The 19277-nt window shown below is 67.3% G+C and carries 23 protein-coding genes; 4 read left to right on the forward strand and 19 right to left on the reverse strand.

All coding sequences use genetic code 11. The features are described 5' to 3' along the window. Positions 1-6 precede the first annotated feature (6 nt). Both AC1DX2_RS05040 and AC1DX2_RS05045 read right to left on the reverse strand, forming a co-directional pair. Positions 7-492, reverse strand: coding sequence for a Spy/CpxP family protein refolding chaperone (locus AC1DX2_RS05040; RefSeq protein ID WP_477195188.1), 486 nt, complete (start codon positions 490-492; stop codon positions 7-9). A gap of 101 nt (positions 493-593) precedes the next feature. Then, positions 594-1451: a DUF6597 domain-containing transcriptional factor gene (locus AC1DX2_RS05045; protein WP_477195189.1), complete on the reverse strand. Its 858-nt coding sequence runs from the start codon at positions 1449-1451 to the stop codon at positions 594-596. 216 nt (positions 1452-1667) lie between these two features. Here AC1DX2_RS05045 and AC1DX2_RS05050 point away from each other — a divergent pair, with 216 nt between their 5' ends. Both AC1DX2_RS05050 and AC1DX2_RS05055 read left to right on the forward strand, forming a co-directional pair. Further along, positions 1668-2090, forward strand: coding sequence for a DUF3224 domain-containing protein (locus tag AC1DX2_RS05050; protein WP_477195190.1), 423 nt, complete (start codon positions 1668-1670; stop codon positions 2088-2090). A 235-nt stretch (positions 2091-2325) separates the two neighbouring features. After that, entirely contained in the window at positions 2326-3198 is an 873-nt protein-coding gene (locus AC1DX2_RS05055; RefSeq protein WP_477195191.1) for a helix-turn-helix transcriptional regulator, read from the forward strand. On the opposite strand, the gene AC1DX2_RS05060 is transcribed toward AC1DX2_RS05055, so the two are convergent. From AC1DX2_RS05060 to AC1DX2_RS05095, 8 genes are all read right to left on the reverse strand, one after another. Beyond that, the gene (locus AC1DX2_RS05060; RefSeq protein WP_477195192.1) at positions 3177-3629 is read right to left on the reverse strand and encodes a GFA family protein; all 453 of its coding nucleotides are present in this window, start codon (positions 3627-3629) and stop codon (positions 3177-3179) included. The genes AC1DX2_RS05055 and AC1DX2_RS05060 overlap by 22 nt on opposite strands. Positions 3630-3693: 64 nt before the next feature. After that, a complete protein-coding gene (locus tag AC1DX2_RS05065; RefSeq protein ID WP_477195193.1) occupies positions 3694-4197 on the reverse strand; it encodes a hypothetical protein in 504 nt (167 codons plus the stop codon). Positions 4198-4213: 16 nt separating this feature from the next. Further along, the gene (locus tag AC1DX2_RS05070; protein WP_477195194.1) at positions 4214-5170 is read right to left on the reverse strand and encodes a Gfo/Idh/MocA family oxidoreductase; all 957 of its coding nucleotides are present in this window, start codon (positions 5168-5170) and stop codon (positions 4214-4216) included. Next, a complete protein-coding gene (locus AC1DX2_RS05075) occupies positions 5167-6027 on the reverse strand; it encodes a class III extradiol dioxygenase subunit beta (RefSeq protein ID WP_477195195.1) in 861 nt (286 codons plus the stop codon). The genes AC1DX2_RS05070 and AC1DX2_RS05075 overlap by 4 nt, the downstream gene beginning before the upstream one ends. Further along, entirely contained in the window at positions 6028-6438 is a 411-nt protein-coding gene (gene ligA / locus AC1DX2_RS05080; protein WP_477195196.1) for a protocatechuate 4,5-dioxygenase subunit alpha, read from the reverse strand. Positions 6439-6442: 4 nt separating this feature from the next. Then, entirely contained in the window at positions 6443-7345 is a 903-nt protein-coding gene (locus AC1DX2_RS05085) for an amidohydrolase family protein (RefSeq protein WP_477195762.1), read from the reverse strand. 10 nt (positions 7346-7355) lie between these two features. After that, entirely contained in the window at positions 7356-8045 is a 690-nt protein-coding gene (gene ligK, locus AC1DX2_RS05090) for a 4-carboxy-4-hydroxy-2-oxoadipate aldolase/oxaloacetate decarboxylase (protein WP_477195197.1), read from the reverse strand. A gap of 28 nt (positions 8046-8073) precedes the next feature. After that, complete coding sequence (locus AC1DX2_RS05095) at positions 8074-9102, reverse strand: amidohydrolase family protein (protein WP_477195763.1); 1029 nt, start codon at positions 9100-9102, stop codon at positions 8074-8076. A 169-nt stretch (positions 9103-9271) separates the two neighbouring features. On the opposite strand from AC1DX2_RS05095, the gene AC1DX2_RS05100 reads away from it, so the two are divergent. Next, positions 9272-10195, forward strand: coding sequence for a LysR substrate-binding domain-containing protein (locus AC1DX2_RS05100; protein ID WP_477195198.1), 924 nt, complete (start codon positions 9272-9274; stop codon positions 10193-10195). Between the two features lie 16 nt (positions 10196-10211). Here AC1DX2_RS05100 and AC1DX2_RS05105 read toward each other — a convergent pair whose 3' ends face one another. Further along, the gene (locus AC1DX2_RS05105; protein WP_477195199.1) at positions 10212-10898 is read right to left on the reverse strand and encodes an ankyrin repeat domain-containing protein; all 687 of its coding nucleotides are present in this window, start codon (positions 10896-10898) and stop codon (positions 10212-10214) included. Position 10899: 1 nt separating this feature from the next. Continuing rightward, complete coding sequence (locus AC1DX2_RS05110; protein ID WP_477195200.1) at positions 10900-11508, reverse strand: dioxygenase family protein; 609 nt, start codon at positions 11506-11508, stop codon at positions 10900-10902. A gap of 114 nt (positions 11509-11622) precedes the next feature. Here AC1DX2_RS05110 and AC1DX2_RS05115 point away from each other — a divergent pair, with 114 nt between their 5' ends. Then, the gene (locus tag AC1DX2_RS05115) at positions 11623-12801 is read left to right on the forward strand and encodes an MFS transporter (protein ID WP_477195201.1); all 1179 of its coding nucleotides are present in this window, start codon (positions 11623-11625) and stop codon (positions 12799-12801) included. On the opposite strand, the gene AC1DX2_RS05120 is transcribed toward AC1DX2_RS05115, so the two are convergent. From AC1DX2_RS05120 to AC1DX2_RS05150, 7 genes are all read right to left on the reverse strand, one after another. Beyond that, positions 12784-13764 (reverse strand): MBL fold metallo-hydrolase, encoded by a 981-nt coding sequence (locus AC1DX2_RS05120; protein WP_477195202.1) that lies wholly within the window; start codon positions 13762-13764, stop codon positions 12784-12786. The two genes, AC1DX2_RS05115 and AC1DX2_RS05120, sit on opposite strands and share 18 nt — an antisense overlap. Positions 13765-13881: 117 nt before the next feature. After that, the gene (locus tag AC1DX2_RS05125; protein WP_477195203.1) at positions 13882-14088 is read right to left on the reverse strand and encodes a hypothetical protein; all 207 of its coding nucleotides are present in this window, start codon (positions 14086-14088) and stop codon (positions 13882-13884) included. A gap of 59 nt (positions 14089-14147) precedes the next feature. Further along, on the reverse strand, positions 14148-14903 hold the full coding sequence (locus AC1DX2_RS05130) for an ABC transporter ATP-binding protein (RefSeq protein WP_477195204.1): 756 nt from the start codon (positions 14901-14903) through the stop codon (positions 14148-14150). Continuing rightward, positions 14900-15742 carry an ABC transporter ATP-binding protein gene (locus AC1DX2_RS05135; protein WP_477195205.1) on the reverse strand — a complete coding sequence of 281 codons (843 nt, stop codon included), beginning with the start codon at positions 15740-15742 and terminating at the stop codon, positions 14900-14902. The genes AC1DX2_RS05130 and AC1DX2_RS05135 overlap by 4 nt, the downstream gene beginning before the upstream one ends. Next, entirely contained in the window at positions 15739-16620 is an 882-nt protein-coding gene (locus AC1DX2_RS05140; RefSeq protein WP_477195206.1) for an ABC transporter permease, read from the reverse strand. Before AC1DX2_RS05140 ends, AC1DX2_RS05135 begins: the two co-directional genes overlap by 4 nt. Beyond that, entirely contained in the window at positions 16617-17651 is a 1035-nt protein-coding gene (locus AC1DX2_RS05145) for an ABC transporter permease (protein ID WP_477195207.1), read from the reverse strand. The genes AC1DX2_RS05140 and AC1DX2_RS05145 overlap by 4 nt, the downstream gene beginning before the upstream one ends. After that, positions 17648-19273, reverse strand: a complete 1626-nt coding sequence (locus tag AC1DX2_RS05150; protein ID WP_477195208.1) for an ABC transporter substrate-binding protein — start codon at positions 19271-19273, stop codon at positions 17648-17650. The genes AC1DX2_RS05145 and AC1DX2_RS05150 overlap by 4 nt, the downstream gene beginning before the upstream one ends. Between the last annotated feature and the right edge of the window lie 4 nt (positions 19274-19277).

Here is a 19277-nt window from a genome sequence, read left to right on the forward strand (position 1 = left end):
ATCGCGTCATTCGCCGCCGCCGCCGTGGTGCCGCTTGCCGTGGTGGCGCGCCATGAAGTCGCGCACCTTTTGCTGCTGCGTGGCGTCCAGGCTGTCGTAGAAATCGCCCAGGGCGGCAATCACCTCGGGGCTTTTCATGGTCAGCGCGCCGGTTTTCTCGGACACCAGGGCCTGTGCGGCGGTGCGGTCAAACTTGGGGCCGGCCACCAGCGCCGCCACCTGGGCGCGCGGCTTGGCCTGGCCGTGCAGCGCCAGGTATTGCGCCTGCAGCTTGTCGGCCAGCACGTTCAGCTTGGCCTTCTGGTCGGCGTTGAGCGCCATCTTGGCGGCAATGCGGTCCACCGCCTTGCTGCGGTGCTGCGCCATCTGCTCCGGCGTCATGCTGGCGTAGGACATGCGGTGGCCGTGGCTGTAAGCCGCCACACCGCCGCCCAGGATGGACAGGCCGACCACGCCATACAGCACGCGCTTGAGCCAGGGTTTCATCATCATCGGGGTACCTTTGGAGAAAAGGGAATTGAACATGGTGGCCATGGTGCCGCCTGTGGCCCGTGGCGTCTTCTCCCCGCGGTATCGGTTTGTTTCGGTTTATTTCACGCCGGGCCGCGTGCGGTGCTGGCGTAGTCGGTGGGCGTCTGGCCCACCAGGGTCTTGAAATCGCGGATGAAGTGGGCCTGGTCGAAGTAACCCAAGTCCAGCGCCAGCATCACCCAGTCGGGCGGGCGGCCGGCGGCCAGTTGCTCCAGCGCCTCGTGGATGCGGTAGCGGTTGATGACCCATTTCGGGCTGGCACCCACATAGTCGCTGAACAGGCGCTGCAGCGCGCGCTTGTTCATGCCTTCGCGCCGGGCCAGCTCGTCCACCTGGGTGATGCTGCGGTCGTCCACGATGCCGTCCACCATGCGCGTGACGCGCGCCACCGTGTCGTCCGGCGGCGGCAGCCGCGCCAGCAGGAAGGCGTCCAGCAGCGCCGCTTGTTGCGCTGGCTCGCTCAGCGCCAGCACCTGGGCTTCCAGCTGCCCGGCGCCGGCAAAGGCGTCGGCGATGGCCAATGAGCTGTCGGCCAGTTCCGCCACCGGGCGGCCGAGGAAGGGCCGGAAGCCCCCGGGCTTGAACTTGACGCCAAACGCACCGCCCTGCCCCGCTAACGTGCGGGTGTAACGGCCGGAGGCCACGCCATACACACCGCTGCGCCCGGCTTCAAACACCAGCTGCACATTGGGGTGAGGCAGCGTTTCCACCGGCTGGGGTTCGCCGGCCACGTGCCAGCGCACGCTCCAGTAGCGCTCCACCAGGCCGGCCAACGCGGCTGCCGGCGCCAGCCGCGTGTGCTGGAAGTCACCCGGCACCACCGCCTTGCGCAGCACGCCCCGGGCGGCCCAGGTGCGCGGCGGCAAGGCGGGCCCAACGCCCTGGGCACCGTCGCTGCGGGCGTTGTCGCGTTTTTCCAATCGTTTTTTCCGCTTCGCTGCTGAAATTGCGTTGTGACTAACAGTGCCAACAAAGGAGCAGACACCATGAACCACGGATCTGGAAACCATTCGCCTCGCCAGTCTCGCGCACGCGCGCGGTGGCTGGGCTTGCTGCTGGCCTGCACTGCGCCGCTCGCGCTGGCGCAGCCGGCTGCTGCTCAATCATTTCATCACACTTCGCAGAAGGAACCCACCATGCCACAGCCCGTCAAAACCCAGAAAATCAACGGCACGTTCGACGTCACCATGATCCCGCAGGTCGCCGCCGCCCAGGCGGCCGGCCAGGTGATCGGCCGCATGCTGCTGGACAAGCATTTCCACGGCCCGCTGGCCGCCGCCAGCACCGGCCAGATGCTGGCCATGCGCACGCAGGTGCCCGGCTCGGCCGGCTTTGTGGCCATGGAGCTGGTGGTGGGCAAGCTGCAAGGGCGCGCCGGCAGCTTCGTGCTGCAGCACAGCGGCAGCATGAACCGGGGCGAATCCACCTATGCGCTGCACGTGGTGCCCGATTCCGGCACCGACGAGCTGACCGGCCTGGCCGGCAGCATGGTGGTCACCGTGGTCGATGGCAAGCACAATTACGATTTCAGCTACACCCTGGCCGCCACGCCCCAATGAGGCGGCTGCCCAACGCGGCGCGCGGCGGGCGTGGTGCTATGCTGCCGACGCGGGGGTCACGGGGGCTTGTGCGGCGGCTGGCGTCTGGCAGCCGCAGGTGCAGCTGGCGCCCGGGCAGTTGGCGCACTGGCAGGAAGAGGTGATTTGGCTGTGCATAAAAAGCTCCATTTCGTTGAACATGATGCGGAACGGTTTGTCCGTGCCATGAATTCTGCTGACCCAGGCCAAACCCCGCTTGAACAAAACGGCTGATGTGCCAGGCACCCACGTGAAGCCCAACCCGCCCGCCGCAACCAAGCCCATCATCGGCGTCGGCTGTGTGCTGCTGTGGAGCGGTGGCAGCCTGTGGATAGGGCGCAGCACCGGCAGGGCCGAGGCACACGCACACCATGCGATCCAGATTTCACTGGCCCTGTCTGGCCGCGTGATGCTGCGCAGCGACGCTGCGGCTGACTGGACGGGCTACGCTGGCGCCATCGTGCTGCCGCATCAGCGGCACCAGTTCGACGGCACAGGCGAAATGGTGGCGCAGCTTTTTGTGGAGCCAGAAACCGTGCAAGGGCGCGCGCTGTTGCTGCGCTACACGGGCACCCCCATCCATGCGCTCCCCGGTGAGGCCCTTGCGGCGCTGGTGGCCCCCCTGCATGCGGCCTACACCCGTGGTGCGAAAGATGAAACACTGGTTGCCACCGGCCAGCGCCTGCTGGAGCTGCTGGTGGGCGTCGAGCCTACGCCATTCAGCGTGGACCCACGCATCACGCGCGCCATCGCGCACATGCGCTCGCGGTTGAGTGCGCCAATCACGCTGACCGAGGCCGCAGCGGTGGCCCATTTGTCGCCCAGCCGGTTTCGCCACCTGTTCATGGCGCAAACGGGCATCTCGTTTCGGGCCTACCTGCTGTGGGCGCGGGTGGAAGCGGCTGTCGGCGCTGCCATGGGCGGCGTGTCGTGGACCGAGGCCGCGCACACCTGGGGTTTTGCCGACTCCGCCCACCTCAGCCGCACCTGCCGGCGCATGTTTGGCATTGCGCCGACCATGTTGCTCAGGGAGCCGCAGGTTGAAGGCCGAAGGGCCAGCGGGGTTGGTCAGCGTGGCGGTTGCGTCTGAACGCCCGGGATGGCACCCAGCTCCGTCACCCACGGCATGGCCGAGTGTTGCCAAAGCTGAAGTCCTGGCTTGAGCTGAGCGCGCTCAGCGACGCAGCCCAGCCGGAGCGTGACGGCTGGCGGATTCTCGACTGCCGACGAGTACAGCGGCGTTGCGCACTCCGGGCAGAACACCTGCGCGCGCCGGTTGCCGGACTCGGCTGTCTTGACGTAGGTCTTCGTTGGCCCGACAAGCTTGAGCGACTCGATGGACGCCTGGGCGATGGCCCGAAACGGCGCACCCGACAGGGTTTGGCAGTCTGAACAGTTGCAGATCATCACCTTGGAGGGATCAATCTCGGCGGTGAATGTGACTTGGCCGCAGTGGCAGGCACCATGAACTTGCATTGACAGAACTCCTGTGCACCGGGGGACGCTGATCTTGACTTTCATTGTGCCGCCTTGGCGGCGGCACGCAACACGGGTCGATACGGTTGCGCAACACGATTTCAGAGGCTTACTTTTGGCTGGTCTTGCGCCGCGACTCCATCAGTTCCACCAGTTCCTCTTGTGTCCTTGGTTTCAATTCGCCTTTCGTGAATGCACGGTACTGAGACAGCAGCATGGCTTCATACGCTGCTTTCGGCATATTTGATTCGACAAACTGGCTCCTTCCCCGCGACCTGCGCCAGAAACTCAACAGCTTCATGGTCATCAGGAATGCCCATTCCCCCAGTTTGTCAAAAAAATTCCACAGAAGAATTCCCTTCACCATCGCCGGAGGAAATAAACCACCGTCCGCCTTGCGCCCTCGACCTACGGCCAGTCTGTAGGTCAGCAGAAACAGGAAAAAGGCAAGGGCTGCGCATCCTGTGAAGACCAAGACAACAGTGAGGCCGAACTTGGCGGGCTCACTGACAACAGTACGCAATGCCTGATGGCAGATGAACAGCAGAACGCAAGAGAAGCCCGCGAGGATGCCCGCGCAAAAGAAGCGGAAGACAATTTCGAACCAACGCACAGTGGGGTGATCCCCCTCAGGCCGAGCCGGCCAGCTGCTGCTCCAGCTTGTGCAGCACCTCGTAGCACGGCAACACCTGCGCCACGCTGGCGTTGGGCTCGCGGCCCTCTCGGACGGCGGCGAAGAACTCGCGGTCTTGCAGCTCGATGCCGTTCATGGACACGTCCACCTGGCTGACGTCGATCTTCTGCTCCTTGCCGTCGAACAGGTCGTCGTAGCGGGCGATGTAGGTGCCGGTGTCGCCGATGTAGCGAAAGAAGGTGCCCAGCGGCCCCTCGTTGTTGAAGCTCAAGCTCAGCGTGCAAATGGCGCCGGTGCTGCTTTTCAGCTGGATGGACATGTCCATCGCAATGCCCAGCGTGGGGTGGATGGGCCCTTGCAGCGCATTGCAGGCCACGACAGGGCCGCCGGCCTGGTAGGCGAACAGGTCCACCGTGTGCGCGGCGTGGTGCCACAGCAGGTGGTCCGTCCAGCTGCGCGGCTGGCCCAGCGCGTTCATGTTGGTGCGGCGGAAGAAGAAGGTTTGCACATCCATCTGCTGGATGTTGAATTCCTTGGCCGTGATGCGCTTGCGCACCCACTGGTGGCTGGGGTTGAAGCGGCGCGTGTGGCCGCACATGGCCACCTTGCCGGTCTCTTTCTGCAGCGCCACCACCGCTTGCGCATCGGCCAGGCTGTCGGCCAGCGGAATTTCCACCTGCACATGCTTGCCGGCCTTCATGCAGGCGATGGCCTGGGCGGCGTGCATTTGCGTGGGGGTGCACAGGATGACGGCGTCCACCTCTTGGATGGCCAGGCTGTCTTCCAGCTTGGTGCTGACGTGTTTGATCTTGAATTTGTCAGCGACCTCCTGGGTCTTGGCCAGTTCGCGGCTGATCAGGGAGACAACCTCTACGCCGTCGATTTTCTGGATCGCTTCCAGGTGTTTGATGCCGAAGGCGCCTGCCCCGGCTAGGGCTACTTTGATCGTCATGTGTTTTCCAAAATGATATGGCCCACGGCCGTGTTCGATGCCGGCACATGGTAGTGCCGGTGCACCTCGCGCACGCTGTCGTTCAGCGCGCCACGCATGATCAGCCACATCACCAGCTCTATGCCCTCGGAGCCGGCTTCGCGCACGTAGTCGATGTGGGGGATGCGCGCCAGCGCGGCCGGGTCTTTGGTCAGGCCGTCCAGGAAGGCGGTGTCGAAGGTCTTGTTGATCAGCCCGGCACGTGGGCCTTGCAACTGGTGCGACATGCCGCCGGTGCCCCAGATCATCACCTTCAAATCCTGCTTTTCGCCCTCCGGCGCCACATAGGACTCGATGGCGCGGCGTATCGCCTTGCCCAGGTTGTAGCAGCGGTTGCCGGTGGGTGGCGGGTACTGCACCACGTTCACCGCCAGTGGAATGATCGGGCAAGGCCAGGCGTCGGGCTGGCCGAACATCAAGGAGAGCGGCACCGTCAGCCCATGGTCCACGTCCATCTTGTTGACGATGGTCATGTCGAACTCGTCCAGGATGGTGCTTTGCGCGATGTGCCAGGCCAGCGCCGGGTGGCCCTTCACCACCGGCACCGGGCGCGGGCCCCAGCCCTCGTCGGCCGGCTGGAACTCGGCTGCGCAGCCAATGGCAAACGTGGGGATCATCTCCAGCGAAAACGCCGTCGCGTGGTCGTTGTAGACCAGCACGATCACATCGGGTTTCTGCTCGGCGATCCATTGCTTGGAAAACTCGTAACCCTGGAACACCGGCTGCCAATACGGCTCCTGCGTCTTGCCCAGGTCCAGCGCGGCGCCTACGGCCGGCACGTGCGAAGTGGCCAGGCCGGCGAAGATTTTTGCTGCCATTTAAGTCTTCACAATTCCGTTGTTGTCGGCCATGCTGCGGTTGCCGTCGGGGGAACGGCCGCCGGCAATCATCATGTTGCGGTAGGCGTCCTCGGTCACGCCGGTCATCAGCGAGGCCAGTTTCTGGAACGAGTTGCCGTCGGTGGCGCCTATCTTGGCCAGGAAGTAGATGTTGCCGCCCTGTTTGATCATGCGGTTGTAGTCGCGCGCCAGCACGGCGGCGTGCTGCTCGGCGCTCATGGGGAAGCGCTTCAGGTAGCCGGCCTCATCGGCCTTGAAGGCGGCGCGGTTGTCGGCCTTCATCAGCGACATGCAAAACATGTTCAGGTGGTAGCCCAGGCGCGACTGCGTGGCGTCGAACACCGTGGTGCCGGGGATGTCCTTGAAGGCGGCTGTGTAGTCAGTGGGCATGGCGTCAAACTTCCTCGGGCCAATACAGCCGCATGGGGTTGTCCACCAGCAGCTTGTGCTGCAATTGTGCCGTGGTGGCGACCTGGGGGATGTAGTCCACCAGCAGACCGTCGTCCGGCATGTGGTCTTTCAGGTTCGGGTGCGGCCAGTCGGTGCCCCACAGCACGCGGTCGGGAAAGGTCTCGACAATGCGGCGGGCAAACGGCACCACGTCGCGGTAGGCGTGTTGCTCGCCGTTCAGCGCCTTGGGGCCGGTGACGGACAGCCGCTCCGGGCAGCTGACCTTGCTCCACACGTTGGGGTGCTCGCGCATCAGCTTCACAAACAGCTCGAACTCCGGCCCGTCCACCGGTTTGGCCACGTCCGGGCGGCCCATGTGGTCCACCACCACCGTGGTGGGCAGGCTGGTGAAGAAGTCCCACAGCTCGGGCAGGTCGGCGGCCTCGAAATACACCACCACATGCCAACCCAACGGCGCAATGCGTTGGGCGATCTCCAGCAGCTCGTCGCGCGGGGTGAAATCCACCAGGCGCTTGACGAAATTGAAGCGCGTGCCGCGCACACCGGCGGCGTGCAGGTCTTGCAGTTGGGTGTCGGTGATGGCCCGCTTGACGGTGGCTACGCCACGGGCCTTGCCGTTGGAATGCTTGAGCGCATCCACCAGCGCGCTGTTGTCGCTGCCGTGGCAGGTGGCCTGCACCACCACATTGCGGCTGACCCCCAGGTGGTCGCGCAGCGCGAAAAGCTGCTCCTTGCCGGCATCGCAGGGCGTGTATTTGCGCTCCGGCGCATAGGGGAACTGGTCGCCGGGGCCGAACACGTGGCAGTGCGCATCCACCGCGCCGGGGGGCAGCTTGAAGCTGGGTTTGGTGGGGCCGGGGTAGAACGGCAGCCAGCCCGGCGTCATCGTGAACTTGTCAGTCAATGTATTTCAGGCCGGCCTTGGCCAGCGCCTCGCGCATGTTGTAGATGTCCAGGCCCAACTCGCCGGCGGCAAAACGGGCGCGCTTGGCGGTCTCGTTGTCTTCGCGCACCTTGGCGGCTTCGGCCACGGCCATGGCCACGTCGGCGGGCACCACCACCACGCCATCGTCATCGGCCACCACCACGTCGCCGGGATTGACGATGGCACCAGCGCACACCACCGGGATGTTCACCGAGCCCAGCGTGCTCTTCACCGCGCCCTTGGCGTGGATGGCGCGCGAGAACACCGGGAACTGCATCTTGGTCAGGTCCTTCACGTCGCGCACGCCGGCATCGGTGATCAGCCCCAGCGCGCCGCGCGCGCGGAACGACGTGGCCAGCAGGTCGCCAAACAGGCCATCGGTGTTGTCGGCCGTCATCGCCACTACGGCCACATCACCCGGCTGCAGCTGCTCGGCCGCCACGTGCAGCATCCAGTTGTCCCCTGGCTGGGCCAGGATGGTGACCGCCGTGCCGCACACATAGGCACCGGGGTAGATGGGCCGCATGTAGGGCTTCATCAGCCCCACCCGGCCCATGGCCTCGTGGATGGTGGCCACGCCGAATTGCGACAGCGCCTGCACAGCCGCCTTGTCTGCACGCACGATGTTGCGCTTGACGATACCCAGATTGTTCATGGCCATGGTGTGTATCCCTCCGTCGTCCTTGTCATTACTTGCCCTTGGCCTTCAGCGCCGCGTCCAGCCGCGGGAACACGCGGCGCACGTTGCCCTCGTACACCTGGTAGCGCTGCTGCGCCGTCAACTGCGTGCTGGCCTCGATGTAGCGCTTGGTATCGTCGTAGTAGTTGCCGGTCTCGGGGTCGATGCCGCGCACGGCGCCAATCATCTCGCTGGCGAACAGGATGTTCTCCACCGGGATCACCTTGGTGAGCAGGTCTATGCCCGGCTGGTGGTAGACGCAGGTGTCGAAGAAGATGTTGTTCAGCAGGTGGTCTTTCAGCAGCGGCTTCTTCAGCTCTTGCGCCAGGCCGCGAAAGCGCCCCCAGTGGTAGGGCACGGCGCCGCCGCCGTGGGGAATCAGGAACTTCAGCTCGGGGAAGTCCTTGAACAAGTCACTCGTCAGGCACTGCATGAAGGCGGTGGTGTCCGCGTTCAGGTAGTGCGCGCCGGTGGTGTGGAAGCACGGGTTGCAGCTGGTGCTGACGTGGATCATCGCCGGCAGGCCGTACTCCACCATCTTCTCGTAGATGGGGTACCAATGCTTGTCGCTTAAAGGCGGTGAGTTCCAATGCCCGCCTGACGGGTCCGGGTTCAGGTTGATGCCCACGCAGCCGTAGTCCTTCACGCACTTTTCCAGCTCGGCAATGCAGGTGGCCGGGTCCACGCCGGGCGACTGCGGCAGCATGGCCACGGGGATGAAGTTGTCGGGGAACAGCTGACTGACGCGAAAGCACAGTTCGTTGCAGATGGCGGCCCAGGTGCTGGAGACGGCAAAGTCGCCAATGTGGTGGGCCATGAAGCTGGCGCGGGGGGAGAACAGCGTCAAATCACTGCCGCGCTGGCGCATCAGCTTCAGCTGGTTGGTTTCTATCGATTCACGCAGCTCGTCGTCGCTGATCTTCAGCTCGGACGGTTTGGGCATCGCAGCGGGGTCTTTGATGCCGGCAATCTGCCGGTTGCGCCACTCCTCCAGCGCCTTGGGCGCGGTGGTGTAGTGGCCATGGCAGTCGATGATCAGGGGGGTGTTCACGCTCATGGCAGGTCGTCTCTCTCGCGGTCGCGGGGTCTCGGTCTTATGCGTTGGATTGTGGGCGCGCCGGCGCAACCCTGCCAGCCGGAGGGTGCCACTAGCAGTTATCGCAATTCGGCATAATCACGGCAAAGCTATACAGAACAGAGACAATGCCTTGGACCTGAAGCAACTGGAATATTTCGTCCGCGTGGCTGAGCTGGGCAGCTTCACCCGCGCCTCCAATGCGCTGGGCGTGGCGCAGCCCGCTTTGAGCCGCCAGGTGCGCCTGCTGGAGGTGGAGCTGCGGCAAAACCTGCTGACGCGCAACGGCCGCGGCGCCGCCCCCACCGAGGCCGGCAAGCTGCTGCTTGAGCATGGCCGCGGCATCCTGCACCAGGTGGAGCGTGCGCGCGAGGAGCTGGGCCGCGTGCGCGGCGCGCTGGCCGGCCGCGTGGCCATTGGCCTGCCGCCCAGCGTGGCCAAGCTGCTGACCGTGCCGCTGACGCGCGAATTCCGCCACCGCATGCCCGACGCCACGCTGTCCATCAGCGAAGGCCTGTCGGTGGCCATGCAAGAGCAGTTGACCCACGGCCGGCTGGACATCGCCCTGCTGTACAACGCCAGCCCGGCGCCCGAGATCGAGCTGACGCCGCTGCTGGAGGAAGAACTGTTCCTGGTGCTGCGGAGCGAGAGCAAGGCCCCCACCAAAACCAAAGCCAAGGCGAGCGAGAAGCCCATCGCGCTGGCCGACGTTGCCGCCCTGCCCCTGGTCATCCCCAGCCGGCCCAACGCCATCCGCATGCTGGTGGAAGGCGAGCTGGCCAACCTGGGCCTGCGGCCCAAGATTGCGCTGGAGATCGACGGCGTGTCCGCCATCCTGGACCTGGTGGCCGATGGCGCCGGCTGCGCCGTGCTGTCGCGCAACGCGGTGGCCACCTCCAGCAACCCCAATGCGTTTGTGATGCGCGCCATTGCCGCGCCCAGGCTGCGCAGCAGGCTGTCGATGGCGGTCAGCTCCCAGCGGCCGGCGACGCTGACGCAGAAGGCGATGCTGGAGCTGATACGGGGCTCGGCGGGGCGGCTGGTGCAGGCGCCCTAGCCAGAAGCCCGCAGCTTCAGCGCACCGCCTGCAACCGCTGCACGCACGCCGCGCAGCCCGCTGACTGGGCGGCCATCAGCGGCGTCCAGCCGTGGGTGGAGGCGGTGCTGGCGCTGGCCCCGTTGGCCAGCAGCAGGCGAATGGCCTCGGTACGACCGCGCAAGGCGGCGTGCACCAGCGGCGTGTTGCCACCGGTGTCGGCCAGGTTGGCGTCCGCCCCGCGCGCCAGCAGCAGGCGCATGGCCGGCACGTGGCCGCGCACGGCGGCGTAGGCCAGCGGCGTCATGCCGTCCACCTTGGCGCGCAGGTTCACGCTCAGGCCATGGTCCAGCAGGTCGGCGGCGACCGCCGTGTGCCCGCCCAATGCCGCCGTGTGCAGGGCGCTGACGCCGTCGCTGTCCACGGCGTCCATCTGGGCGCCCGCCACCCGCAGCGCGGCCACCGTGCTGCCCTGCCCCAGGTAGGCGGCGGCCACCACGGCCGGCTGCGTCACCATGTCGCGGCTGTTGGGGTCGGCGCCCTGCTTCAGCAGCGCCGCCACCTGCTGGGGCTTGCGGGTGTAGATGGCGGTGATCAGCGCCTCGTTGAGCTTGTCTGCGGGTGCTGGCGGGGGTGTTTGCTGGGGTGTCTGCGCCCCCGCGCCCGACAGCGCCAGCAGCAGCGCCGCGAATGCCAAGGCCCGCGCGCGTGTGTTGTTGGCCATGTCAGGCCACCTTGATGACAAAGTCAAACTGCGCCGCCAGCCCATCTGCCGCGCGGCGCGGCGCCAGCACCAGCGAGGGGCGCACGCCGGGGTCCTGGCGTATCCACGGGTCGCCCTTGAAGTACAGCTGCGTGGTCAGCACCGGCCCGTTGCCAACGCTGGCTTTCACGTGGATATGCGCCGGGCGCTTGTCATTCGGCTCGCCATAGGGCGCCGGCTTGATGGTACGCAGTGTGTAGCGGCCCTGCTCGTCGGTGGCGAGCTTGCCGCGCAGGCGAAAGCCCTTGTTGTCGTAGTCGCCGGTGTTGTCGGCATGCCATAAGTCCAGCAGCGCACCGCGCAGGGGCTGGCCATGCACGTCCAGCACGCGGCCGGCCAGCGTCAGCGGTGTGCCGGCCATGCCGGGCTCCAACAGCACGGAGCGCACGGGCGCCCCGGCTTTGTAGAACGGCCCTTCCCAGTTGTTCTCGGTCTCCGGCACGGCCTCGGTGGCGGCCAGCACGCCGCCGGGCAGCAGCCAGGGCACACCAGCCAAGGGCAACCAGCGGGCGCCCGCCACGGCCTGCCGCATCAGCCGGCGACGCGACGCATCCAGTCTATCTGCCATCATGGGAGCTCCAGCCTGAAAAATGCATTAAAGCACCAACAGCCTTGCTTGGGAAATATGGCTCCAACAGGGTGCCCCGTGCGTGCCCAGCCGCGGCACCTGCTATCTTCCATGCCCATGTCCAGCCTTCTCCGATTCAACGTGCCATTGACGCCCCAGCGGCGCGTCTTCGCCGCCTTCTTCCTGTATGCCTTCACCCTCGGCGGGCTGTTCCCGCGCCTGGCGGAGCTGCAGCGGTCCATGAACATCGGCGAGGGTGAACTGGGCCTGGGCCTGATCGGCACCGCTTGCGGCACGCTGTTTTCATTGACGTTCGCCGGCCGGCTGATCGAGCGCGTGGGCCACCGCGCCACCCTGCTGGTGCTGATGCCCCTGGTTCCGGTGTTCTACGCGCTGGCGGCCCACGCGGGCGGGGCGCTGGCGCTGTTCCTGTGGCTGCTGCCTGCGGGGCTGTGCATAGGCGCCATCGAACTGGTCGTCAACCTGGAGGCCGACCGCGTCGAACACCAGGGCGGCAAACGCATCATGAACCGCGCCCACGCGTTCTGGAGCTTCGGCTTCTTTGGCGCCGGTCTGCTGGGTGCGCTGGCGGCCCGCCTGGGCGTCTCGCCACAATGGCACCTGGCCGGCGTGGTGCCCATGTCCATCCTGCTGATCCTGCTGCTGCTGGGGGGTTTTGAAGCCGCGCCGCACCGTGGCGGCAGCAACAGCGAACCCGCGCACCACATGGCGCGGCCCACGCTGGCGGTCGGCGCGCTGGTGCTGTTCTCGCTCTCGGGGCTGATCCTGGAAGGGGCCGGCATCGACTGGTCGGCCATTTACATGCGCGACGTCTTTGGGGCCGCGCCCTTCATCAGCGGGCTGGCGGTGGCCACCGGCGCCTTCGCGCAGGGCGTCACCCGCTATGTGGCCGACCGGTTCGTCGAGCGCCACCACCCCTACGCCATCGCGCGCATCCTGCTGGTGGTGCTGGGCCTGGGGACCTTGACCGTCACCCTGGCACCGAGCTTGCCGGTGGCACTGCTGGGCTTCGCGCTGATGGGCGTGGGCACCAGCGTGATGTTTCCGCTGGCCATGTCCGCAGCCGCGCAGCGCACAGACCGCCCGGCCGCCACCAACGTGGCGGCGCTGGCACAGATCACGTTCATCAGCTTCCTGCTGGGGCCGCCGCTGCTGGGTTTTGTCGCCGAGCACCTGGGCATACGCTGGACCTTCGGGCTGGGCTTGCCGCTGGTGTTGCYGAGCGCCGCAGCGTCCCCGGCCCTGCGGACCAAGCCCTCAACGCGTCAACCCTGACGCGTCTGGCGTAACACCGTCCTTCAGGCTGTAGCGCGACCCGACGGCCGCCACGATGGCGGCCTCACGCGGCAGCTGCAACTGGCGGCGCAGGCGGTAGACCGCCTCGAAGCCGGTGCAGTGGGCACCCAGCAGCCATTTGACGCCAAAGGCCTGCATCTGCTGGCCGGTCCAGTCAAGCCGGGCATCATCCAGCGGGAACAGGTGAAAGCCGCCCACCAGCGCCGTGATGGGACGCCCCGGCAGCAGCTCCTGCACATAGGTCATGGTGTTGACCACGCCCGCATGGCCACAGCCCGACAGCAGCACGGTGCCCTGGGCGGTGTTGATGACGAGCGAGGAGTCTTCGGGGATGGTGTCTTCCACCATCTTGCCGTTCAGCACCATCGGCCCGGCCACGGCCCAGTTGCGTTCGGGAAACTTGCGCGGCACCGGCCCGCTGAACCACACGCCTGGCAGCAGCTGGGTGGGCTGGTCATGCATGACGAAGCTGACGCCCAGCTTCTCCATTTCCGCGCGGTGCAGCACCATGTAGTTGGCCTCGCTGCCGTTGCGCTGCAGCCGGCCCATGAAGGTGGCGGAGGCCAGGTGCACGCGGCTCATCGCCCGTGGGTTCTTGCGCATCAGCGCCTCGCGCAGCGACAGAAAGCCCGCCGTGTGGTCGTCGTGGTTGTGCGTCAGCACCACCTCCTCCACGTCCGACAGGTCAATGCCCAGCGCCTTGGCGTTGTCCAGCACCGTGCCAGGGGAACCACCCGTGTCCACCAGCAGCTTGCGCCCGTCCGCCTCCACCAGCGCGGAGAAGCCCCATTCGCCACGCGTGCCGTAGTCGGCCACCATGGTCGAAAGGATGGTGATTTTCAGCTCCCGCACCTGCGCCGCCGCATCCACCGGCGCGGCCCCGCACACAGCGGGCACGCCCATGCAAAAGGCCAGAAGGGTGGCAATGGTGATGGCTCTCACGCGGGCTCCTTGGAGAATGGTCGAAGTGCGCGGCAGTATAGGCACGGCACCTGGTCCCTCAAGGGGCCCATGGGGCGTGGGCCGGCAGGGCCCACTTGTCGCCCGTTGGCGTGCGGGTCAGCCCTTCAGCACCAGCCTGCCATCGGAGCGGCGGGTGAAGTACGAGGCCACAGCGCAGCGCGGGCAACGCTTGGCCAACTCAGTGCTGTTGTTGAACTGGGGCAGGATGCCCGGGTCGTTGTCAATGTCCGCCGACAGCTCGGCCCTGCATGCAGGGCACGCCACCGCGAAAGGCTCCACGCTCAGTTCAAGTTCCCGTTTCATGCGCGGATGATGGCATGCCTTCGCCGCACAAATGTCGCCAAAGTGTGAACCGGGCCGATTCAGGCTTCGCTGGCCGCCACAAGGGCCCGGGTATAGGGGTGTTGGGCGTCGCCATGGCACAGCGCGTCACTGCTCAGGGTCTCGACGATGACACCGTTTTGCATCACCGCCAGGCGCTCGCACAGGTGTGCCACCACGCCCAGGTCGTGACTCAGCAACAGGTAGGTCAAGCCGTGGCGCTGGCGCAGATCGGCCAGCAGATTCAGCACTTCGGCTTGCACGGACACGTCCAGCGCCGAGGTGGGTTCGTCCAGCAGCACCAGGGGCGGGCGCAGGATGAGGGCGCGGGCAATGGCCACCCGCTGTCGTTGGCCACCCGAGATCTGGTGCGGGTAGCGGAAGCGGAAAGCGGTGGACAGGCCCACTTGCTGCAGCACGTCGTCGATGCGCTCATCGATCTGGTCCATGCCCTGAATCTGCAAGGGCTCGGCAAGCGTGGTGCGCACCGTGTGGCGCGGGTGCAGCGAACCATAGGGGTCCTGGAACACCATCTGCACCCGGCGTGCATGGGCGGCGCCGCGCTCACCGCGCAGCGGCACGCCGTCCATCGCCACCTGCCCCTGCCAGTGGTGGTACTGGCCGGCCAGGCAGCGCAGCAACGTGGTCTTGCCGGAGCCGGACTCGCCCACCAGCCCGAAAGCCTGGCCGCGCGGCACGTCCAGATCGACGCCGTGCAACACCGTGCGTGCCTGCTCGCCCTGGCCAAACGCCAGCGTGAGGCCGGCAACGGACAGCATGGAAGGCTGTGTGCTCATGGTGCACTCCAGGCCGCGTCGCGCTGCAGCACCGGCAGCACGGCCCGGCGCCGCCGCAGCGTGGGCATGGCCGCCATCAGCCCTTGCGTGTAGGGATGGGTGGCATGGGCCAGGTCGGCCGCCGCGAGGCTTTCGACCACGCGGCCGGCGTACATCACCAGCACGCGGTCGCAAAAGCGCCCCACCATGTTCAGGTCGTGGCTGATGAAGAGCAGCGACAGGCCCTGCTCGGCCACCAACTCGTCCAGCAGCGCCAGCACTTCCTGGCGCACCGAGACGTCAAGTGCCGACGTGGGTTCGTCGGCAATCAGCAGCTGCGGGCGCTGCGCCAGCATCATCGCAATCATCACCCGCTGGCCCATGCCGCCGGAGAGCTCGTGCGGGTACTGGGCCGCCACGCGCCTGGGTTCGCGGATGCGCACGCGCGCCAGCAGGGCTTGCACCCGGTCCTGGCATTCCGCGCGCGAAACAGCGTCGGCGCGCAGCACGGCTTCGCCAATCTGGCGGCCAATGGCCATCACCGGGTTCAGCGAATACTTCGGGTCCTGCATGATCATCGACATGCGGCGCCCGCGCAGGGCCTCCATGTCGCGCTCGCTGGCTTGCAGCAGGTCGGTGCCATCGAACTGCAGCCGCTTGGCCGTGACCCGCGCCTGGCCCGGCAGCAGCCGCAGCAGCGCACGGCCAACAGTCGTCTTGCCCGAACCGGACTCGCCGACCACGGCCAGCTTTTCGCGGCCCAGCGTGAAGGAGACGTCGCGCACCACCGGCACGGGCGTGGCGGGGGTGCCATAGGCCACGTTCAGGCCCTCGACGTGCAGCAGGGGTTGCTGGCTCATGTGTTCTGGCGCGGGTCCAGCGCGTCGTTGAGGCCGTCGCCCAGCAGGTTGAAGGCCATGCTGACCGCCAGGATGGCCAGGCCCGGTGCGGCCACCGTCCACCAGCTGTCCAGCATGTAGCGCCGGCCCTCGGAGATCATCGACCCCCACTCGGGCAGCGGCGGCTGCGCGCCCAGGCCCAGAAAGCCCAGCCCTGCGGCGGTGAGCACCACCGACGCCATGTTCATGGTCAGCCGCACCAGCACCGAGGGCAGGCACAGCGGGGCCAGGTGGTGCCACAACACGCGCAGGTGCGAGGCGCCCTGCAGCTGCGCCGCGACGATGAAGTCGGCCTGCCGCAGCGTCATCGCCTCGGCCCGCGCCAGGCGGGCGATGGGGGGCCAGGCGGTGATGGCGATGGCCAGGACCGCATGGTCCAGCCCGGGGCCCAGGGCGGCGACGAAGGCCAGCGCCAGCACCAGGCTGGGGAAGGACAGGAAGACGTCGGTCACGCGCATGCACACCGCGTCCACCCGGCCGCCGAAATAGCCCGAGACCACGCCCACAGCCATGCCCAGCGGCCCCACCACCACGGTGACCAGCATGACGATGAACAGCGTGATGCGGGTGCCGTACACCAGGCGGCTGAACAGGTCGCGGCCGAATTCGTCGGTGCCGAACCAGTGGTCCGCGCCAGGCGGCAGCAGGGCCGAGCCCAGCGCCTGCTTCAAGGGGTCGTGCGGCGCGATCCACGGCGCCAGTGCGGCCACCGCCACCAGCACGGCAATGACGGCCACGCCGATGGCTGTGAGCGGGTTGCGCAACAGCTTGCGCGCGGTGGCCAGGGCTTCCAGGCCCCAGGCCTGCCAGGCACCCATGGGCAGTGCAGAAGTCGTCATGTGCGGGCTCTCGGGTCAAACACGCGGTACAGGGCGTCGGCAGCCAGGTTCAGCGCCACGAACAGCACGCCAACCACCAGCACCGACCCCATCACCGCGTTCATGTCGCCCAGCAGCAGGCTGCTGGTGAGGTAGCTGCCAAAGCCAGGCCAGCCGAACACGGTTTCCACCAGCACCGCGCCTTCGAGCAGGCCGCCGTAGGCCAGCGCCAGGATGGTGAGCAACTGCACGCGGATATTGAGGAAAGCGTGGCCCCACACCACCTGCGTCCTGCTGAGGCCCTTGACGCGGGCGGTGGTGATGTATTCCTGCGTCATCTGCGCCAGCATGAAGCTGCGCGTCATGCGGCTGAGGTAGGCCATGGAGTGCAGGCCCAGCACGCAGGCCGGCAGCAGCAGGTGGCGCAGCGCGTTCCAGAAGGCCGCGGTGTCGCCAGCCAACAGCGTGTCCACCAGCATCAGGCCGGTGACGCGTGGCACCAGCCCTTCATAGGCCAGGTCGATGCGACCGATGCCACCGGCCCAACCCAGCCAGGCGTAGAAGACCAGCAGGCCCATCATGCCGAACCAGAACACCGGTGTGGAGTGGCCCAGCAGGCCGAGCACGCGGGCCAGGTGGTCTGGCATCCGTCGATGGTGCGTGGCCGCCCACACGCCCAGCGGCACGCCCAGCAATGCACCCAGCACAATGGCCAGCGTGGCCAGCTCCAGGGTTGCGGGCAGCACGCGCCCCAGGTCTTCGGTCACCGGTCGGCCGGTGAGCAATGCGTGGCCCAGGTTGCCCTGCGACAGGTCGCCCAGGTAGCGCGAGAACTGCACCCACAGCGGCCGGTCCAGCCCCAGTTGGCGGTAGACCTGCTCGTAGGTGGAGCGGTCGGCATCGGGGCCGACGATGGCCAGCACCGGGTCCAACGGCATGACGCGGCCGATCAGAAAGGTCAACAGCAGCAGGCCGAGCAAGGCCGTCAGGCTGCTGGCGGTGCCACGCACCCAGCGCCCGGCCCTTGCGTGGCGTGACAGGAAGGACGTCATGGCTGTGCCGCCTTGTAAACCTCGCGCAACCGCGTCGCCCCACTGGGGTGGCCCACATAGCCCTGCACGGCACGGCGCAGCACCTGGGTGTCCAGCATCTGGGCGATGGGCTGGATGGCGCCCACCGTCTGGTCAAAGCGCTGCTGCGCCTGGCGGTAGAGGGCGGTCTGCTCGGCGGCATCGCGCGTCAGCAGGGCCTGCTCGATCAGCTGGTTCAGCTGCGGGTCCGCATAGCCGGTGCGCCAGCCCTGGAAGTTGGTCAGCCGTGCGCTGTCGCGGTTGTCGGGGTTGTAGACCAGCGCGCGCAGGCTGGAGTGCGGGTGCGCCTCGGCGCCGCCGCCACCGCGCCCGACCACGATGTCGAAGGAACGGTCGCGCATGGAGCCGTACACCTGGTTGCCGGTGCCGGGCAGGATGCTGGCGCGGATGCCGGCCAGCGCCAGCGTGGCCTGCAGGCTGGTGGCGATGCCGGTGAACGGCGCCTCGGCAACGACGCGGATGGTGGTCTCGAAACCGTCGGGCAGGCCCGCTTCGGCCAGCAGGCGGCGGGCCGCCTGCGCATCCAGCCCGTAGCCGGGCTGCGCCAGCGTGGCGGGCAGGCCCATGGGCACGGGGCGCATCTGCAACTCGCCGTAGTAAGGCAGCACGCTGTTGGCCACGCCCTGGAAGTCAATCAGGTGGCGCAACACCGCGCGGCGCACGCGCTCGTCGGCAAAGCGCGGCGCGCGCGCGTTCACCGCCACGTAGTACATGGTGGCGCGGCGCACGGCGTCCACCACCAGCTCGGGACGCTTTGCCAGCGCCCGCACATCGGGCGCCGACAGGCCGCCGGCCACGTCCAGATCGCCGCGCATCAGCATCAGGCGCAGCGTCTGTGATTCGGTCATGTGGCGCACCACCACGCGCCTGAGCTTGGCCGGGGCTTGCCAATGGCGGGCTGCGCGGCGCATGGTCAGCAACTCCTTGGGCCGCCAGTCCTCCAGCTCGAAAGCGCCCGAGCCCGCCGCATGGGTGGTGAGCCAGGCGTTGGCGAGGTCGCCCTTGACCTCGTGCGCCAGCACCGCTTCGCGCTCGATCACGTAGCCGCTCATGGAGGTGGCCAGCGTCATCAGCACCAGCGTGGGGTCGGTGGCCTGGGGCAGGTCCATCACCAGCGTCAGCGGGTCTGCGGCGCGGATGGCGCCAGCCACATTGGCAGCGGTGTAGCCGTAGCTCTTCCAGACCGTGGCCAGCGCGAGGTTGAGCTTGACCACGCGCTGCAACGACCACGCGGCATGCTCTGCGGTCAGGGGCCGCCCACTGGCAAAGTGCAGGCCCGCACGCAGGCGAAAGCTCAGTCGGCGGCCACCGGCGTCCACCGACCAGTCCTGGGCCAGGCTAGGCTTGAAGCGCGTGGTGTCGGCCGCGTCCACCTCCAGCAGGCTGTCGTACAGGTTGCAGGTGATGGTGACGGCGTCCAGCCCGGTGGCCGCCGCCGGGTCCAGCGACAGCAGGTTGTTCATGCTCATGCCCACCAGCAACTGGTCATCCGGGGAGCCGGCATGCGCCGCAGCGCTCCAGGCGGCCGCAGCCAGCCCGGGCAGGTGGCGGCGGCGCAGTGGCAGGTTGAGGCCGGGGAACATGGAG

The organism is Hylemonella sp. P2_B10, from assembly GCF_056404875.1.

Bases quoted from the DNA above. Each gene is read 5' to 3' on its own strand.
- AC1DX2_RS05040 (WP_477195188.1), bottom strand. From the start codon at position 492: ATGATGATGAAACCCTGGCTCAAGCGCGTGCTGTATGGCGTGGTCGGC.
- AC1DX2_RS05050 (WP_477195190.1), top strand. From the start codon at position 1,668: ATGCCACAGCCCGTCAAAACCCAGAAAATCAACGGCACGTTCGACGTC.
- AC1DX2_RS05060 (WP_477195192.1), bottom strand. From the start codon at position 3,629: ATGAAAGTCAAGATCAGCGTCCCCCGGTGCACAGGAGTTCTGTCAATG.
- AC1DX2_RS05070 (WP_477195194.1), bottom strand. From the start codon at position 5,170: ATGACGATCAAAGTAGCCCTAGCCGGGGCAGGCGCCTTCGGCATCAAA.
- AC1DX2_RS05075 (WP_477195195.1), bottom strand. From the start codon at position 6,027: ATGGCAGCAAAAATCTTCGCCGGCCTGGCCACTTCGCACGTGCCGGCC.
- ligA (WP_477195196.1), bottom strand. From the start codon at position 6,438: ATGCCCACTGACTACACAGCCGCCTTCAAGGACATCCCCGGCACCACG.
- AC1DX2_RS05085 (WP_477195762.1), bottom strand. From the start codon at position 7,345: ATGACGCCGGGCTGGCTGCCGTTCTACCCCGGCCCCACCAAACCCAGC.
- ligK (WP_477195197.1), bottom strand. From the start codon at position 8,045: ATGGCCATGAACAATCTGGGTATCGTCAAGCGCAACATCGTGCGTGCA.
- AC1DX2_RS05105 (WP_477195199.1), bottom strand. From the start codon at position 10,898: ATGGCCAACAACACACGCGCGCGGGCCTTGGCATTCGCGGCGCTGCTG.
- AC1DX2_RS05110 (WP_477195200.1), bottom strand. From the start codon at position 11,508: ATGATGGCAGATAGACTGGATGCGTCGCGTCGCCGGCTGATGCGGCAG.
- AC1DX2_RS05125 (WP_477195203.1), bottom strand. From the start codon at position 14,088: ATGAAACGGGAACTTGAACTGAGCGTGGAGCCTTTCGCGGTGGCGTGC.
- AC1DX2_RS05130 (WP_477195204.1), bottom strand. From the start codon at position 14,903: ATGAGCACACAGCCTTCCATGCTGTCCGTTGCCGGCCTCACGCTGGCG.
- AC1DX2_RS05135 (WP_477195205.1), bottom strand. From the start codon at position 15,742: ATGAGCCAGCAACCCCTGCTGCACGTCGAGGGCCTGAACGTGGCCTAT.
- AC1DX2_RS05140 (WP_477195206.1), bottom strand. From the start codon at position 16,620: ATGACGACTTCTGCACTGCCCATGGGTGCCTGGCAGGCCTGGGGCCTG.
- AC1DX2_RS05145 (WP_477195207.1), bottom strand. From the start codon at position 17,651: ATGACGTCCTTCCTGTCACGCCACGCAAGGGCCGGGCGCTGGGTGCGT.
- AC1DX2_RS05150 (WP_477195208.1), bottom strand. From the start codon at position 19,273: ATGTTCCCCGGCCTCAACCTGCCACTGCGCCGCCGCCACCTGCCCGGG.